The organism is Pelistega indica (assembly GCF_000506865.1).
GTDB lineage: Bacteria > Pseudomonadota > Gammaproteobacteria > Burkholderiales > Burkholderiaceae_B > Taylorella > Taylorella indica.
The window spans coordinates 1-16461 of sequence record NZ_AYSV01000132.1 but is presented as its reverse complement, the minus strand read 5'-3'; the positions used below and the strand labels follow the sequence as shown (position 1 = coordinate 16461).

The following is a 16461-nucleotide window of genomic DNA, read 5'->3' as shown; positions in this document are numbered from 1 at the left end:
ATCCTCTAACACGATGTTTCATTTACACTATTCTTAACAGATCTTCTTGTCATCATTGAGCTGCTTAGTTTCAATACCATGATAAAAATCTTTTTCTGATACAGTTGGCTCAGAAACATCAACTTTAGGCAAACTATTTTCTATTCCTGCTGTATCTGCAATAGAGTTTTCTGTATTTTCAGACGTATTCGTACCAGTAGCTATAGTAGCTCCAGCTATGGCTGCTCCAGTAGCGATCGTAGCACCACTAACCGCTGCAACATTTGTAGACTTAACCTTAACAGTTTCTTCTACTTCCACCCCTAAGAGATCAGCAAACTCAGCAAACGTATCTAGTCTATTGGCTTGCTCAATCCCCGTAGCCATATCAATTACACGTAAAGTCTGGCGATTAATCCCAACTTCTTTAAACTGACTTAATCGTGGTTGATCTTGCAAAAGACGATCAATTGCACTTTGTGGTGGTGTTTTTAGAATCAACGTCCTAATTAACATCCCTAAGCCGTAGACATCAGTTTGTTGATTTATTTGCCAAGCTGCATCATCCGTCATTAATTCAAACGCAGCGTAGTCAGGATATATAGCTGTTTGATTGGGTGTTTTAACATCACTAATACCAAAATTTGGAATAAGATGGTAGCGTCCTAGTTTATCTACGAAAACAGTGTCTAAAGACCAAACCCCATAGATTTTATGCTGTTGATATAAGGCAACTAGCTCGCCACTAATATCACTTACTAAGTCTTGGATATTTTCAATATTTACAGGATTTTTCCAGATATCAGCCTCTTTCAATGGTTGCCAAAGAGGATTCACCGTTTTCAAAATCTCTTCAAATTGTGTATTAATTGACATAAATATCACCTAACTAAATAATGTATTAAATAAACTCATATTGGGCATTCCACCATGTACAAATGACTTGTACGCTGCGCCGGTCGCTTGACTTGTCCACCAAAAACTATTTGATCCTTCTGGACGAAAAACAGCGTTTAAATCTCGCCATGTCAGCTCCGGATGATTTAAATTTTCTATCGGTGGTTTTTCATGTCCCTCATTAAGAATAGACAAAATATCACCTGCATTGTCCATTGGTTTTTCTGATGTTGCACGAGGTAACATACCCGTCATACTTAAATGAGCAGCACTCACCAGACGCTCAAACTGTTCTGGATTGCAGCCATGTGAGACAGCACTTTTTAAAGCACTTCCCAAATTTGTATAAAATCTCACTGATCCAAGTAAAATCTCTTCGTGATAGGCTTCTGGTGGAATAGACAATGTACACAACAAAGGATATAGTCGCCCCACTCTATCTCTACTCGGTGCGATACAACCTAATTGAACAGTACGACTTCCAAAATTTGCAGGAATAATAAAATTCCAGATAGGTGCATGTAAGAAATTCCTCACATTTTTCTCATCACTTTTGATTACAATCAAGCCTTGCTCTAACCATCGATGCCACCACTCCACCACATCAATAGGTAAACGTCTTTGAAAGAAGTCTCCACCCGCTGGTAACTTTCCATACCACCCTAATTTTGAAATCAACTGATCAATAGATAATGTCATAGATTAATTTTTCCCCGGGCAAGTAAACCCTCGCATTTCAGCAAGACGGAAAGGACTTTTTGCTGAATAAGAAGTGAATTCTAGTGTTACCGCCCTCCCGCCGAGATTGAATGTTGCATACACGACTTCTGGCGATTTTCCTGGACGTAATCTGGCACGATCTAGCAACCGATTAAGCGCCCAAGGACCTGAGGTACTGAGTCCAGATGTACCTACTTGCGGACTCACATTCATGGACACTTGATTGCTACCTTGTTTTCCTGGCCACTCCACTGTAATCCCAACCTGTGGTCCATGCTCATATGTCAATACTTGACCATCCACATTTAAAATAAATTGAGTAATACTGGCATCCATCTCGATAGGTTTGATAGCCACCTTAAATGATGGCTCATTTCTACCTGCCGCAAAATAAACGTCCCTAATCACACTTGCTTTTTCAAATGAGGTTAAGAATTGTGCCATTCCTCCAAGATTTCCATCAATACTTGGTTTAAAACGCCATGGCCGAGTAGACATATCAACCATATCCATTAAATTTTGTTGAAAAAAAGTATCCATCATTTGCCCAGGCGCAAAAAATCTAGCGAAATCATTAGGCGCAATATCTCTACCAGAATTAGCAAAGGGATAGCGTCCTGCTATGGCTCTACGACAAAAAGTCCCAAGCACCGCATTCACATTAGCACCGACATTTTCCTGCTGTTCTGCACTAATTTTCTTTGTAGCCGCTGACGATAGCGTATCAAGCATTCCCCCTATCACAGGAGGTAAACGTCCTGCCTCTGCTTGCATTTTTGACACTACCTCACCCGGGGGTAATGTTGTTTTGGTTCTTAAAGACGTATCAGCTGCTGTTAGATATGTATAAAATTCACCGAGTAAGGAAATCGTCCCATCAATCGGTGGCGGAACACCCTGACCACTACTCGTTGCTAACTCATGGTATTCAATAAAATGGTTATCCACCATTTCTTCTAGTTTTTCAGGCTCTGCATCCTTTCTCACTAAATTCGCTGTTTGCACTGGTCCAACAATACTCGTCAATGATGATGAAAGACCTGTAGCACTATCTTTCGCCCTATCAATAATTGATTTCTCATTATTCGTATCATTTCTTAAAAGAGTGGTTTCATTAGCCACACCTTTAATAAATTTAGTCAACGGTGAATTAGTGGAAGATAGGCTACGCACCACTTCGATACTACGCACTAATGAATCCGGCTTAATCAGAACAATATCGTCTAAATACTTATCCCACTCTTTAATGTAATCATTAAAATATAATTTACGAACATCACCTACTAGTTTTTTATCACTACCGTCAGCAAACTGTTTGTTATCAATGTTCAATACCCACGTATCGTCTTTGCGTAAACGGATAGTCTCCTCTTCAATACGTTTATTAAAAACATTCCAATAGCCATTAAAAGAATATAGTGCATTCACCCCCTCATTCAGAGGTTTTCCACTTTTCCGGGTAAAAACCGTAGGTGCTTGTACACCTCCTAGCGTCACCACAGTCACATCAGAACTCTTTGCACTAGAAAGAATACGTTTAATTCGACTATAAGCTCGTACGGAAATATCATGAGCATCTAAATTGTCTCTAACTTGTTGAATGAGCTTTTCATCCTTAGGAAAGGGAGATACAAAAATACCTTGATCTAATAAGTAATCAATATGTTTTTCTAATGACTGATACTGCTCCGTTGTAAAGTCAGGTGGCAATGTCTTACTTAAATCAACCATTAACCATGTCTTCATGTAAGAACGATCAAAATGCGATGAATCATACATCATTAGATACGCCCTTAATGCCTCATACGAGGTCTCTAAATCAGCTGGACTAACTTGCCTTAATGAGGTTTCAACTCTTCTTGCTAAACCAGGAACCAAAACATATTTGATAGTTTCGTCATAAACACTCTTAGCGGCTGAATACAGTTTATTCCCTTGGTATAAACCAAATTGATACGTCATCGGCTCATCATCGACAACAAAATTCTCTCCATCGGGCAGGGTTGAAACTTTATTTAGAAAAGGTAATAACGCTAATACATCTGAATCTTGGTTAGCTTTTATATCATCGCCAACTTTGACTACGGCAGGTATTTTGTCATTCACATAGTCAATATACTGGCTATTATTGCTATAGCTTAATCCCCAAGCAATCAACGCTAGAAGCAATGCTCCCCCTACACCACAATAGCCTAGCCATTGTATTTTGCGATAACGTTTTTCCCATTTAAGATTTAGCCCAGCTAAACCAGACTCTCTAAATACAATTTCTTGTAAAAGACTCTTTAAGAAATAACTTTTACCTTGACTACTTGGGTGCAGTTTATCTTGTGAAGAAATACCATCAATGCGTAAATATTGTTTTAATTGCGATGTTACTTTATCGAAACTCAAACCGCCTTGTGTACCACTCGTAAAATAAACACCTCGTGGAATAATCTTGGATTCAAATTTACTGACAGAGAATACATCTGCCAAAAACATTCCCAATACCATGCGTAAATTCGCAAATTGTTGTGGCAATATATAAGCAGAAGCACGTTGCTCATCTGATTGATTTCGAATTAACACATCAGGCAAGGCATCAAATAAACGCTCTTGCAATAAAGTAAACTCTTTATCAAATGCTGGTAAGAATTTAAAACCAGCCTCTTGGGATTGTTCATACGGTAACGTAAAGCCCCATACTTGAGCCTGCTCTTCCAAACTTAAATCATGGAAATAAGCTTCAAATCCATGTAATAGGTCAACCTTGGTAACCATGACATAAACAGGAAAATGAATTCCGAGCTCATCTCTTAACTCTTGCAAGCGTCTTTTTAATACCAACGCATGTTGTGCTCTATCTGTCGCATTAGACCCTAATAAATCAGACACACTAACAGTCAAAATCACGCCATTAATTGGTTGGCGTGTCCGATATTTCGTTAATAAATCTAAGAATCCCTTCCACTCTTGTTCATCACCTGTAGGATCACTTTCATGTGTGGTATACCGTCCTGCTGTATCTAATAACACCGCTTCATCTGTAAACCACCAATCACAGTTTTTAGTACCACCAACGCCCTTTAAAGCCACCTTACCAAATTTTTCAGCAAGTGGAAACGTTAATCCTGAGTTAATTAATGCTGTCGTTTTACCTGAACCCGGTGCGCCAATAAACACATACCAAGGTAATTGATATAAATATTGTTTTGAAAAGTCGCCACCAAATAAGCTACGCTCTTTACCTTCAAATTTAGATTGTTTGAGTAGTTGGATAGCCTCATCGAATCGTTCTGACAGTAACTTTATTTCTGCTCTTTCTTCTTCTGGAAGTTCTTCTATTTTTTTACTGTTTTTAGATTTATGCAATTGACCTAAGAGCTGTGAATTAAGTCTCGCCTCACGCCATTTACGCCAAATAAATCGTATCAACCATATACCAAAAATGGCACTGATAACATAGATACGAATTAATTCATCCTCAAGTGGATACCATTGACCCACTGCTATTGACGGACCGATAAACCAAATCAACCAAGCCAAAATGAGAAGACCCACAAATGTCCACAAACTTCGACTAAATAAGAAACTAAAAATTCTATTGATAAAATTGACAAAAAAATTCATGTATTTGCTCTTTTACGTTAACTTATTCGCCTATTTAACTGGTGACACAAGAAGAGTAATTTCCACTCGTCTATTTTTCGCACGATTCTCTGCTGTATCATTTGGAGCAACAGGATTAGCCTCACCCTTACCCTCTGCCCTCACACGATTTTTGTTGTTAAGTCTGACTTCAAGTAATTGCTTAACCGCATCTGCTCGTGCTTGAGATAATTCCCAGTTTGATGGGAAACGCAATGTTTTGATAGGAACGTTATCACTATAACCTGAGACTAAAATATTGCCTTCTACACCATTTAAAGCATCTGCTACCCTAGATAGAACAGGGAGATATTGCTGACGAATTTGATTAGATCCAGATTCAAACAAACCATCGCCACGTAAAATCACCACACTACGGTCAGCCTCATCTCGCACAACAAGGAGATCTTCACGAATTTCTGATGCTAAAAAATTAGCTAAACGATCTGGGACTGGTGCTTGAGAAACGATTGCTTTTTTCTCAACCAATTGAGGAGGCTGAATTTTTACAATATCTCTAAACAATGCATCAGACTTATCACCTAATGACCAAGAGAATCCCCAATATAAAAGAATACCTGCCATGAGAGCCGCTAAAGCAACTACCCATAAAGATATCGGTAACCGTTTTAACTGGTTGACAATTTCTTCCGCTTGCCAATTCAGCGATAATTTCTGTGGGTATTTCCCTCGGGTGTTATTCAGCAGCAATAGTAAACGTTGTTTCAGTGTTTCAAGTTGCGAACGCCCATTATCAATGACACGATATCTACCCTCAAACCCAAGCATTAAGCAGTAATACATGAGCTCTAGAAAATTAAGATGAGCTGGCGCATTTTGTGATAATTTGGCTAATAATTGGAAAAACTTTTCACCACCCCATGTTTCATTATGAAAAGTAACCAATAAACTTTTTCCTGACCATTGCCCATTCATACCCCATGGCGTTAAGGCACATGCCTCATCTAAGGCTGTACATAGACAATAACGAGCCCCAAGAATCGTTTCATTATTAATGCCCATGGCTTGTGCACGTAACTCAAATTGACGAATCTCATCAATCAAACGATCACGTAATAAATCAATATTTTCATGCTCTTTAGAATGACGTATTTGTGGCAATAAAGTTAGCAGAGAGTTAGCTGCTGCTACTAAAGGATTAGAGCCACTTATCACATAATCATCTGGTCGCAACTCTACTTGTTGCGCAGAATCAGGCATGGCTACCTGATTCCAAACTCCCATCTTGGAGTCCATATAATCCGAAGAGGACATTACAATCACCTATTAGTTTTTACAGCCCAAAATCTCATATCCAGACCAGGGAAATCCCCTGCTAAATGCAGTGCTAATGCGGCACTTCTCTCAAATTGTTGCCACATATCCCCTTTCTTCTCAAGGCTAAAATAGGTATAGCCCGCATGATAAGGTAGAGCAGAAGGTACCTGATCGATTTGACGTAAATGAATACCTGGTAATTGCAAATGCACCAATTCTTTCATCTTCTCTGTTGAGCCCAGTTTGACTTGCGTTGGGAATGTTTTGCGTAATATGTCATCAGGCATATCCGCCTTAACAGCCAAGATAAAGTCAGATGTCTTAAATAAGCCCTTGTCTTTAACATTACCTGTGCGTAAACCGTGCCCTTTGTCATCAAGCGGAATGACGATATAAGCATCTTCAAAGACAATATTCAGTGCATTATTCAGTTGTGACATCAAGCTTTCTAAACTTGGCTTTAAATCATCATGTACATAGACAGGAATATCATCTAACGAAATACTCTCTGGATGGAACATTGCCATTTCAGCCACTAGCATCACTAGATGACGGAAAAATATTTCTGGGTGCAAATACTTTAATGTGTTTAAATGCTTAAACAGGATAAGATTGCGATTAATAATCCCCAAAATAATCGTTTCCACATAGGTGCTTGAACTCGTTCTATTTTTAGGGGTGATTCGCTCTGATAATTTCTCAGAACGATAACTTAATAATGAAATAACATCTTGCAAATGGTTTTTTAATGTATTCTTCACAAGGTGACAATTTAATGTTGGCTGAATATATGAGAAATTCATTAATACAGAATTATCATTTGCCCTGCCTTGGAAATCAGCGATAGGCAAGATTTCCCAGTTTGAGTCAATTTCCTGTTGAGTCAATAGGCGATAAACAGGTTTCGCAAACTGAATAGTTACTTCGTTTAATGCCACATTAGTAACATCTACCACCTCTTGTTCAACAACACGATACCTTGCCAATGAATTATCTTTTTCCTCATAATCCACTTCTTGAAGTGATGCCTTTTTAGAGGGAATAGCTAAGTAGAGCATTTGATTATTTTTCAAATTCTCTAAGGGATAACTTGCTAAATCTGTATCCTTTAGCTCAAACACAGTACCGTCAGGAAAAACGCCCGTTGCCTTAATAATATTAAATTTATTTTGTTTTAATAAATGTGTATCTATCTCTAATTCTGAAAATCCCCAATAGTAATGACCCAAGGTCTGCAACATAAGAAACTGTTGGTTGCTAAGAAGACTTTCTTGTTGTTGAAAATGTTGAGGGCGTAAAAACATCCCCTCAGTCCACAATATTTTTTTTATTTTCATTCATTCTTTAATATTTCCTTTATTTTTTTGTCGGCACTACGCTTAAGCCTTGTTCACCCACCTCAAGCTGAATCCTGACTTCATCTGGTGAAAACTGCCAGAACTTATAAAAATTTGTTGTTTCCGCTTCTGGTAAATCAATCAATAATCGCCATTTTGCATTATGGATATCTCGATAACCAGCAATAATGCCTAGCATTTTGGCTTGTAAATTTCCTTCTGACTTAAACTCTTTTGTCTCTCCCGGTGATAGCACAACACTGCTTACTCCCAACATTTGATCACCCAATGCTTGTCTTGCATCTTTCTGTAAAGAGAAATAATCGCTTTGATTAAAAGCGTTAGAACTGTTTAATTCATAAACAATCACTTTGATAGGGTGTGCTTTCCCTGTTTGACCCGCATTGACATTATTCGTGGCTTTAAGCTCCAATACATACGGAACAGCCAATTTACTCTCAGTTGATGCACAAGCAACCAATAAAAAAGTACTCATACATAAAGCAATATATCTAATCCAAATTTTCATATTCTCTTTTCAAAAACTGTTGTGTATATCGAACAAAAAAAGTTATGATTTCTACCGTCAAAAAATGGTAAATATAACCATCTATAATTGAATAGGTTATGTTTTTAATTTGCGACGCCATATATGATGCGCTTAAATTAATAACTAAAAACAATCCCTTTCTTATTATTCACAATAATTGTTATAGTATCGTTACGAAAATATTACTTTGGAGTTAAAAATGAGACAAAATCGTTCACTTCTAATTGGTGTTTTAATGTCATCTCTGCTATTAGTAGGGTGTGCAAGCAAGCAAATGGCGGATATCGATCCTAATTCTCCATTCAGTCCAGCTGAACAAATTATCTTAAAAGATATCAATTCAAACTTTACAGCAGCCAATTATGACAACGTCATTGATAAAGTAAATAACACACCTGAAGTCTCAACAGGGACACTTGCATTCCGCTCCGAAGCGCTTAAATACAAGGCTTTCAGTGAGTGTTTATTAGAAAAGACCAAAGATTGCGCCTCTTCTTTCAAAAAAATTCTTAAAGCCGATCCAACGTTTGAATTAGCGGACTCTGAAAAAAACCATCCTATGTGGGGCAAAGTTTTTGCGAAAAGAAAAACGCATGTTAACTAGAAAATCAACTAAAGCAAAATCAAAAAAACGCGCTAAAAGAAAATAAACATTTAGTCACTAATTATTTTAAATTTTAATTATTATGCAATTATCTATTACAGATAAAAGCCATAGTGTTTCTGTTCATCAAGTAACTCCTCCTGGAGTTACTTTGGGCAGAGCAAGTACTAATCATATTGTTTTGACGGATGAGTCAAAACAAATTAGTTTGATGCAAGCCATTATCAGAGTACAAAATAGAGAAACTTTAATTTTAAAGAATATGGGCTCTCTGGAAATCCAAGTCAATCAAACATCTCTCCCTCTCGGCAAAGAGATAGTAGTACATGCTGGCGATAACATTAGAATTGGCGATTATACCTGTACAGTATCAAAATTACCCTCAGCACCAACAGTAATGCCCATGCCAAATCAACCAGCCATGACGGGGCACTATACAGCCATATCGCCTAAAAATACTGGATTTATCCCTGAAAAAACAACACCTACTCAAGCCATTGAGGAAGATATATTGGGGTTAAACAGTACTGCACCTACAACTCAGCAGCCGATTAATTACACAAAAGATATCTTTGCTGAACTACTGGGTGTTGATGCTGTTCCAATAGGTGCTTCACATGCTAATTTACATCCCTTTGAATTTAATTCAAAACTAGATAAAAATTTTCATGACCCGCTAAGCAATTTAGATACGAGAATTAGCATTGAACAAGAAAATGACCCTTTAAAAATCATCGCATCTGATGGAAATGAGCATCTAAATAAAAATATTTTCAGTAATCCAAAACCATCGACACTTAATATTGATGACTCAAGAGTCAATTTGACAGAATTAGATCGCCTATTAGATGAGATTAATCAAAAGCACTAATCATTACTAATAAAGCCTAATCAGTAATAAACTGATTAGGCTTTAAATCACGGCCACTATTCTTTAGTAATAATTTGGGTAAACTGCCCTTCTTTATATTTAAAGCTTTTATGCGTAGTGATATACAAACTCGCCGTCTTTAGCATCTAGTGTCAAAGACGTAATCTGTTCACCATTCATAGTGCTTTCTAAAATGCGATGGCTTACATTTGGCAAGACAGTATTTGTTAAAATCGCATCCACCATGCGCCCACCAGACTCCACCTCAGTACAACGATTCACAATCAATTGGACAGCCTCTGGTGAAACAGTAAACTGAATACCATGGTTTTGAAGTAAGCGTTTTTCAATGCGTGATAATTGCAACTTAACAATATTTCCTAGCATTTCATCAGACAATGGGAAATACGGCACTACCACTAGTCTACCAAGTAAGGCAGCAGGGAATGTTTTTAATAATGGTTCCCTAAGAACGGCTGTTAATCCTTCAGCATCTGGCATCAGGTCAGGATCCTTACAAACATCCATAATGCGATCAGTTCCAACATTAGAGGTCAATATAATAACTGTGTTTTTAAAATCAATATAACGACCTTCTCCATCTTCCATCCAGCCTTTATCAAAGACTTGGAAAAATATCTCATGTACATCTGGATGTGCTTTTTCTACCTCATCTAATAGCACCACACTATAGGGACGACGACGTACAGCCTCAGTTAATACACCCCCCTCACCATAACCAACATATCCTGGTGGGGCACCTTTTAGTGTGGAAACAGTATGAGCCTCTTGGAACTCACTCATATTGATAGTGATTAAATTTTGTTCACCCCCATAAAGTGATTCCGCTAATGCTAATGCCGTTTCAGTCTTACCCACACCACTCGGACCACAAAGCATGAATACGCCTACAGGTTTATTAGGATCTGTTAATTTAGCCCTAGATGTTTGAATTCTGCGTACAATAGTATCTAAACCATGACGTTGTCCAATAACACGCTTTTCTAGTGTATCAGCAAGCTGTAATACCGAATTTGCCTCATCTTTCACCATACGTCCAACAGGAATACCCGTCCAATCAGCCACAACAGAGGCAATAGCATTGGCATCAACAGACGGGAAAATCAATGGTTGATCTCCTTGTAGCACCAATAACTCTTGCTGTACCTGTTGTAATTCTTGTCTTGCTTGTTCTTTTTCTTGCTGATCTTCTAAATTCTCATCTTGAAGAATCGCTCTTAATTCAAACACTTTTTCCGTTAATTCTTTTTCTTTTTCCCATTTCTCTTGATAGACCACTAAGTCCTCTCTCAAGGCTTTAAGTTCAGCCTCTATCTCAACAAGCCTAGCCGATCTATCCATGCCTAAACGAAGCTCTCGTTCAGTAATTTGCTTTTCCGTTTCTAAATGCTCAATTCTGCGCTCTGTATCTTCTAATTCCGCTGGTTTGGCATACTGACTCACCGCAACCCGTGCACACGCTGTATCTAATAAAGCGACTGCCTTATCCGGTAATTGACGCGCAGGAATATAACGATGCGATAAACGAACAGCCGCATCAATAGCTTCATCTAGTAATAACACCTTATGATGCTTTTCTAAATAAGCACTGATACCTCGCAACATAATGATTGCCTTTTGTTCATCTGGCTCGTGTACTTGTACCACTTGGAAGCGACGCGTTAAGGCAGGATCTTTTTCAATATATTTTTTATATTCCGCCCATGTTGTTGCACCAATAGTACGTAATTGACCTCGTGCCAATACAGGTTTTAATAGATTAGCCGCATCACTCGTGCCTGCATTACCACCTGCGCCAATGAGTGTATGAATTTCATCAATAAACAACACTATTGGTTTTTCACTTGATTGCACCTCATCAATGACTTGACGCAATCGTGCTTCAAACTCCCCTTTCATACTTGCTCCTGCTTGTAATAAGCCGATATCAAGTAAGTACAGAGAAACATCTCGTAAACTTTCTGGCACATCACCTTGTGCTAGGCGCAAGGCTAAGCCCTCTACAACTGCTGTTTTACCAACACCTGCTTCACCAGTTAAAAGAGGATTATTTTGACGACGACGCATCAAAATATCAATCATTTGACGGATTTCCTCATCACGACCAGACACAGGGTCAATCTCGTGATTTCTTGCCTTCTCCGTCATATCTACCGCATATTGTTTTAATGCCGTTTGTTCTTTAGCGCCTGGGGCAACTTTTTGCTCAGATAAGCCAACGCTATCTTTTTCTTCAGCCGATCCTTTGACAATGCTTAATAACTTATCCGCAAGAACGTCTGGAATGATTTTTTTAAACTTCAGCACTGATGCTATATAAAACGTTGCGTAATGAATTAGTTTTTAGAATACCTAATAATAAATAAGCACTGCGAATTCTAGCATCGCCATACTTTAGCGAACCATATACCCAAGCTCTTTCAGTAGCACTATCGATATGCTCTGACAAATCAGATACTGAACTCGCTCCAGTTGGTAGCTCACCCAAAGCAGTAACAATGCCTTCCTCTATCAAGTTAACTCTAACCTCAAAAAACTGCATGATTTTTTGCCAGTCACTATTATGTTCATGCATAATTTGATGAAACCAGTGTACTAATTCAACATAAGGATTACCGCGCAATTTACAAAATGATGTAGCCCCTTCTAATGATTTATAGAGCAAAGGATTAAGCTTCCCAAATAATTCAGTACGATTAATTTCTGACATAACAATAAACAAAAAGAAATGGATAATTTGAGAAATATACCAACAGAAGTTTATTATTTTATGACAATTATTAAACTTGTCTTATTACTAATTTTGTTACGAATATGAAATATTATTGTCTTTTTCATCTGTTAAGATAGCTTTCTTATTGAGGTTTAAGATGACGACGATAAAAAAAGAGTTACCTGAAAAATTTTGGGAAGACTTACAATCTTTTCCATACAATTACAACTTCTATCATGTCATGCGGTCAATTGATGCTTATTATCAATTGAGAAAACCTGTTGGTCGTAACAGCCAACCTAGTCATGAGCCTGTTCGTTTACGCCAAGAACCCTCCATGTCGTTTGCTCCCTCTAACCTTACCAATGTAAGTCGTAAGGACGGCAGTAATACGATTAATATTTCTTTACTTGGCTTCGGTCTATTTGGACCTAACGGTCCATTACCCCTTCATATCACGGAATATGTACGAGAGCGAATTTTTCACCACAAAGATGCAACCCTCTCTGCCTTTGCGGATATTTTTCATCATCGCTTAATCTCTCTTTTTTATAGAGCTTGGGCAAATGCACAAAGCACTATTAACATAGAGTTAAAAGACGAATCTTTTTCTCGTCACATCGCCAGTCTTATCGGATTGGGGTTTAATTCTAGTCGTAATAGGGATAGTATTGATGACTATACTAAGTTTTACTTCTCTGGGCATTTAACTCGACAAACGAGAAACCCTGAAGGACTGATTCAAATACTACGCCGTTACTTTAATATCCCTGTACGTTTACAAGAATATATTCCACAATGGATTAAGATTCCTGAACATCAACAATTTCGTCTTAATGGTGACTGTAGTTTAGGCTCTTTTGCTGTCATTGGAAGCCAAATCAAAGATGTTCAGCATAAGTTTAGATTATTGCTTGGCCCGCTCTCTCAGCAAAAATTTAATAGCTTTCTACCTAACCACGAAAACAGTCAGCAACTGATTGATTGGGTTCGTCTATATATAGGATTTGAGTTTGCATGGGATGTATGCTTAATTCTGAAGAATGAAGAAATCAAAGGTATTCAATTAGGCGATCAAAGTGCTCTTGGTTTCTCAAGTTTCTTAGGGACTCGAAAAACAGCAATTGACGACTTTAAAGAATTAATTATTGACTACGAATCTCGCCTAACACCGGCAATATAAAACTAAATACGATTGGAAGTTCATATTTCCCAATATACGTTTATATACGTCCGATACTATGGATAGAGACTCTTGTTTCTCCAGGTATATTCCCTTTTATGGTGCCACTTTTCCAGGCATGACCATACGCTACTTCTAATGTAAGGTGCAACATACCGTCAGCTTTACGCCCTTGTTCAAGACTATTTAATAGTTTCTCATACCAACCTCGCCCCTTAAGTCCATTACTTCTTTGTACACTTGGATTACCACCCAAGCTATACACATCAGCCAATAATTTTTCAGGTGTTTTATAGGTCAAGGTAATCATTTCTTGATCCATCACGGGATCTAAAAAACCATTCTCTAGCATGATGTCCCCAAAATCATGCATATCGACAAAACTCATCATTTGTGTTTTAAGATTAGCTCGAATCATTGCTTCCCTAAGCTCTATCAATGTATGAGGGCCAAAACAAGAAAACATACATAGTCCACCCACCGTTAATAGTCGACGCCATTCCTTGATGACATATTCTGGACAAGGATGCCAATGTAATGCCAAATTTGACCAGACTAATTCCGCAGACTCTGGTGCCAAACCAGTATCAGCCATATCTTTAAGTAAAAAACTTGGTTGCTTTTTAGCAATAATTTTATTAATTAATGCATTAAAACCTTTTGAACCTAAACTATTATTTGCCTCATCAATGTAGTCATGACAACTATCAACACCAATATAATGTACATTCGGATAACGTGCTTGCAAAGCCTTTACCCGATAACCAGGACCACACCCCATATCAATTAATGTATTCGGCTCTAAACGAATATATTGCAATCGCTCTAGCATGCGGTTTGCAATTTCATCCAATATAAATCTTGCCCCCTCTAATTTTTTGCGACGACTAAATTGCTGTGCTACGTGCTTAGGATTAATAGGGAGAAACTGTATAGAACTAGTAGGCATATTGGAGAAGGACATTTTTATCTTCCTAAGGTTGATAATCTGTAGCTTATCGCTTAGGCTCTATTGTAAATTTATCCTTTCATCTACGGTTGAGATAGTGAATATTTTCAATAATTTAGTTAAAGGGGTTTGTCCTCTCTGTCGAGAAAGTGCTACGCTAGGGCAGTTTTGTTACGCTTGTAAAGAAGATATTTTGGCAAGCATTCACTATCACTCTCCCCGTTGTTCCTATTGTCAACTACCTCTCAATGACAAAGGCTTGTGTGATAATTGCCACTATTACCATTTGTCGCTGACCGTATATTCTGCATTTGATTATGCACCCCCTTTAGATAGCCTAGTATTACGCTTTAAAAATAATGGACAAACCCATTTAAGCACTTGTTTTGCTCAGTTAATCTTCGAACAATTAATAAAAAAGAATCACTTGCCTGATAAGCGCACGGTACTAATACCAATTCCTAGTAAGAAAAACTCTCTTAAAAAAAGAGCGTATAATCCTGCTAGTCTATTTGCTAAAAGTCTGGCTAAGAAATTACAATGTCAACTTGATTTAAGCACTTTACGCTGTCGCCAACAAGCCAATGCCGATCAAAAAACGCTATCTCGCCTTGATCGCTTTGTAAGTAGTCGTGATCAATATTATTGTTCTCGTCGTGTTAATTACACTGACGTCATATTAATAGATGATATTTTAACGACAGGCAGTACCCTAGAAAGTGCCTCGCGTGCCTTACTTGCAGCGGGAGCACAAAATGTACAGGCAATAGTCATTGCTAGAACGATAACTACTTAATTTATTATGTTTCACATTATTTTAGTTTCTCCTGAGATGCCTGCCAATACAGGCAATATCATTCGCTTATCGGCTAATACTGGCGTACAGCTCCATTTAGTACGTCCATTTATTTTTTCTCTAGATGACAAGCGTTTGCGACGTGCTGGTTTGGATTATCATGAATATGCCTCCTTAAAAGTACATGACTCATTACAAGAAGCGATTAAATCAACTGGTGCCCCTAAAAGCCGTGTTTTTGCTATTTCCACAAAAGGGAAAAAACGTATCGGAGAAATAGCATTCCAAGCAGGAGACTGTTTTATTTTTGGACGAGAAACAGCCGGATTAAAACCCGAAGAATGGGAGATTATTGGTCTAGAGGCGGCTATTCGTTTACCCATGCAAGCAAACTCTCGTAGTCTAAATCTTTCCAATGCTGTTGCTGTTACTATTTATGAAGCATGGCGACAAACTGGTTTTGAAGGTGGGATTTAGTCATATCAGCGTAAGCGTCCGGTGAATACATGTATTCATTCCTGCTAAATTGCGCGACACTATGGTTTTGTGTATGTTAGGAGAAATCAATGCCGTCTTTAATGCGTATCGAGACCGCCCAACGAGTGGGAATTCAAGAGCAAGCGTCTAGCCTACTGGCACTAGATAAAATCATCCTGGTGAGTGAGGCGACAGATTTACGAGCAGGGATGGATACCTTGCGCACTAAGGCAATTCAGCGCTTTGGTCAGGTGGCACCTCACGAAGCCTATGTGTTTATGAATCGCACGCACACGCTTCTTAAATTACTCATGCACGATGCGATGGGGTCGTGGCTATGTGTTCGTCGACTACATGAAGGTACGGCTTTCACGGGTGCAGGCTCACGGATGAATTCCGGCCGCACATGACGGTCAGGCTAACGACCTGGCAGCCTTAGCCTTGGGCTGCCTTGGC

General features: G+C 38.3%; 13 protein-coding genes and 1 pseudogene. 6 read left to right on the top strand and 8 right to left on the bottom strand.

Going from position 1 to position 16461, the window contains the following annotated elements; translation table 11 throughout:
* Positions 1 to 33: 33 nt before the first annotated feature.
* The 6 genes from V757_RS26570 to tssJ are packed head-to-tail and all read right to left on the bottom strand — an operon-like array spanning position 34 to position 8370.
* Positions 34 to 855: a serine/threonine-protein kinase gene (locus V757_RS26570; protein ID WP_023953200.1), complete on the bottom strand. Its 822-nt coding sequence runs from the start codon at positions 853 to 855 to the stop codon at positions 34 to 36.
* Positions 856 to 864: 9 nt separating this feature from the next.
* On the bottom strand, positions 865 to 1575 hold the full coding sequence (gene tagF, locus V757_RS26565) for a type VI secretion system-associated protein TagF (RefSeq protein WP_023953198.1): 711 nt from the start codon (positions 1573 to 1575) through the stop codon (positions 865 to 867).
* Positions 1576 to 1578: 3 nt separating this feature from the next.
* Positions 1579 to 5208 (bottom strand): type VI secretion system membrane subunit TssM, encoded by a 3630-nt coding sequence (gene tssM / locus V757_RS26560; RefSeq protein WP_023953196.1) that lies wholly within the window; start codon positions 5206 to 5208, stop codon positions 1579 to 1581.
* A 30-nt stretch (positions 5209 to 5238) separates the two neighbouring features.
* On the bottom strand, positions 5239 to 6501 hold the full coding sequence (locus tag V757_RS26555; protein WP_031274888.1) for a DotU family type VI secretion system protein: 1263 nt from the start codon (positions 6499 to 6501) through the stop codon (positions 5239 to 5241).
* 5 nt (positions 6502 to 6506) lie between these two features.
* Positions 6507 to 7841 (bottom strand): type VI secretion system baseplate subunit TssK, encoded by a 1335-nt coding sequence (gene tssK / locus V757_RS26550; RefSeq protein ID WP_023953192.1) that lies wholly within the window; start codon positions 7839 to 7841, stop codon positions 6507 to 6509.
* Positions 7842 to 7860: 19 nt separating this feature from the next.
* Positions 7861 to 8370, bottom strand: coding sequence for a type VI secretion system lipoprotein TssJ (gene tssJ, locus V757_RS26545; protein ID WP_023953190.1), 510 nt, complete (start codon positions 8368 to 8370; stop codon positions 7861 to 7863).
* 220 nt (positions 8371 to 8590) lie between these two features.
* On the opposite strand from tssJ, the gene V757_RS26540 reads away from it, so the two are divergent.
* The gene (locus V757_RS26540) at positions 8591 to 8995 is read left to right on the top strand and encodes a TssQ family T6SS-associated lipoprotein (RefSeq protein ID WP_023953188.1); all 405 of its coding nucleotides are present in this window, start codon (positions 8591 to 8593) and stop codon (positions 8993 to 8995) included.
* Positions 8996 to 9077: 82 nt separating this feature from the next.
* Positions 9078 to 9866 (top strand): FHA domain-containing protein, encoded by a 789-nt coding sequence (locus V757_RS26535; protein ID WP_023953186.1) that lies wholly within the window; start codon positions 9078 to 9080, stop codon positions 9864 to 9866.
* Between the two features lie 108 nt (positions 9867 to 9974).
* Here the strand turns inward: V757_RS26535 and tssH are convergent.
* Positions 9975 to 12597: pseudogene (gene tssH / locus V757_RS26530) on the bottom strand (type VI secretion system ATPase TssH).
* Between the two features lie 160 nt (positions 12598 to 12757).
* Between tssH and tssG the strand changes: the two are divergent.
* Entirely contained in the window at positions 12758 to 13783 is a 1026-nt protein-coding gene (gene tssG / locus V757_RS26525; protein ID WP_023953184.1) for a type VI secretion system baseplate subunit TssG, read from the top strand.
* Positions 13784 to 13823: 40 nt separating this feature from the next.
* Here tssG and V757_RS26520 read toward each other — a convergent pair whose 3' ends face one another.
* Positions 13824 to 14747: a methyltransferase domain-containing protein gene (locus V757_RS26520; RefSeq protein WP_023953182.1), complete on the bottom strand. Its 924-nt coding sequence runs from the start codon at positions 14745 to 14747 to the stop codon at positions 13824 to 13826.
* Positions 14748 to 14829: 82 nt separating this feature from the next.
* Between V757_RS26520 and V757_RS26515 the strand changes: the two genes are divergently transcribed.
* The 3 genes from V757_RS26515 (at position 14830) to tnpB (ending at position 16415) form a co-directional block, all read left to right on the top strand.
* Entirely contained in the window at positions 14830 to 15528 is a 699-nt protein-coding gene (locus tag V757_RS26515) for a ComF family protein (protein WP_023953180.1), read from the top strand.
* A gap of 6 nt (positions 15529 to 15534) precedes the next feature.
* Complete coding sequence (locus V757_RS26510; protein WP_023953178.1) at positions 15535 to 16005, top strand: tRNA (cytidine(34)-2'-O)-methyltransferase; 471 nt, start codon at positions 15535 to 15537, stop codon at positions 16003 to 16005.
* Between the two features lie 89 nt (positions 16006 to 16094).
* Positions 16095 to 16415, top strand: a complete 321-nt coding sequence (tnpB, locus tag V757_RS0115210) for an IS66 family insertion sequence element accessory protein TnpB (protein ID WP_081710708.1) — start codon at positions 16095 to 16097, stop codon at positions 16413 to 16415.
* The last annotated feature ends 46 nt before the right edge of the window (positions 16416 to 16461 follow it).

Coding starts and splice junctions, on each gene's coding strand:
- V757_RS26520 (WP_023953182.1), bottom strand. CDS start 14,747: ATGTCCTTCTCCAATATGCCTACTAGTTCTATACAGTTTCTCCCTATT.
- tnpB (WP_081710708.1), top strand. CDS start 16,095: ATGCCGTCTTTAATGCGTATCGAGACCGCCCAACGAGTGGGAATTCAA.
- V757_RS26535 (WP_023953186.1), top strand. CDS start 9,078: ATGCAATTATCTATTACAGATAAAAGCCATAGTGTTTCTGTTCATCAA.
- V757_RS26570 (WP_023953200.1), bottom strand. CDS start 855: ATGTCAATTAATACACAATTTGAAGAGATTTTGAAAACGGTGAATCCT.
- tssJ (WP_023953190.1), bottom strand. CDS start 8,370: ATGAAAATTTGGATTAGATATATTGCTTTATGTATGAGTACTTTTTTA.
- V757_RS26540 (WP_023953188.1), top strand. CDS start 8,591: ATGAGACAAAATCGTTCACTTCTAATTGGTGTTTTAATGTCATCTCTG.
- tssG (WP_023953184.1), top strand. CDS start 12,758: ATGACGACGATAAAAAAAGAGTTACCTGAAAAATTTTGGGAAGACTTA.
- tssK (WP_023953192.1), bottom strand. CDS start 7,841: ATGAAAATAAAAAAAATATTGTGGACTGAGGGGATGTTTTTACGCCCT.
- tagF (WP_023953198.1), bottom strand. CDS start 1,575: ATGACATTATCTATTGATCAGTTGATTTCAAAATTAGGGTGGTATGGA.
- V757_RS26555 (WP_031274888.1), bottom strand. CDS start 6,501: ATGTCCTCTTCGGATTATATGGACTCCAAGATGGGAGTTTGGAATCAG.
- V757_RS26510 (WP_023953178.1), top strand. CDS start 15,535: ATGTTTCACATTATTTTAGTTTCTCCTGAGATGCCTGCCAATACAGGC.
- tssM (WP_023953196.1), bottom strand. CDS start 5,208: ATGAATTTTTTTGTCAATTTTATCAATAGAATTTTTAGTTTCTTATTT.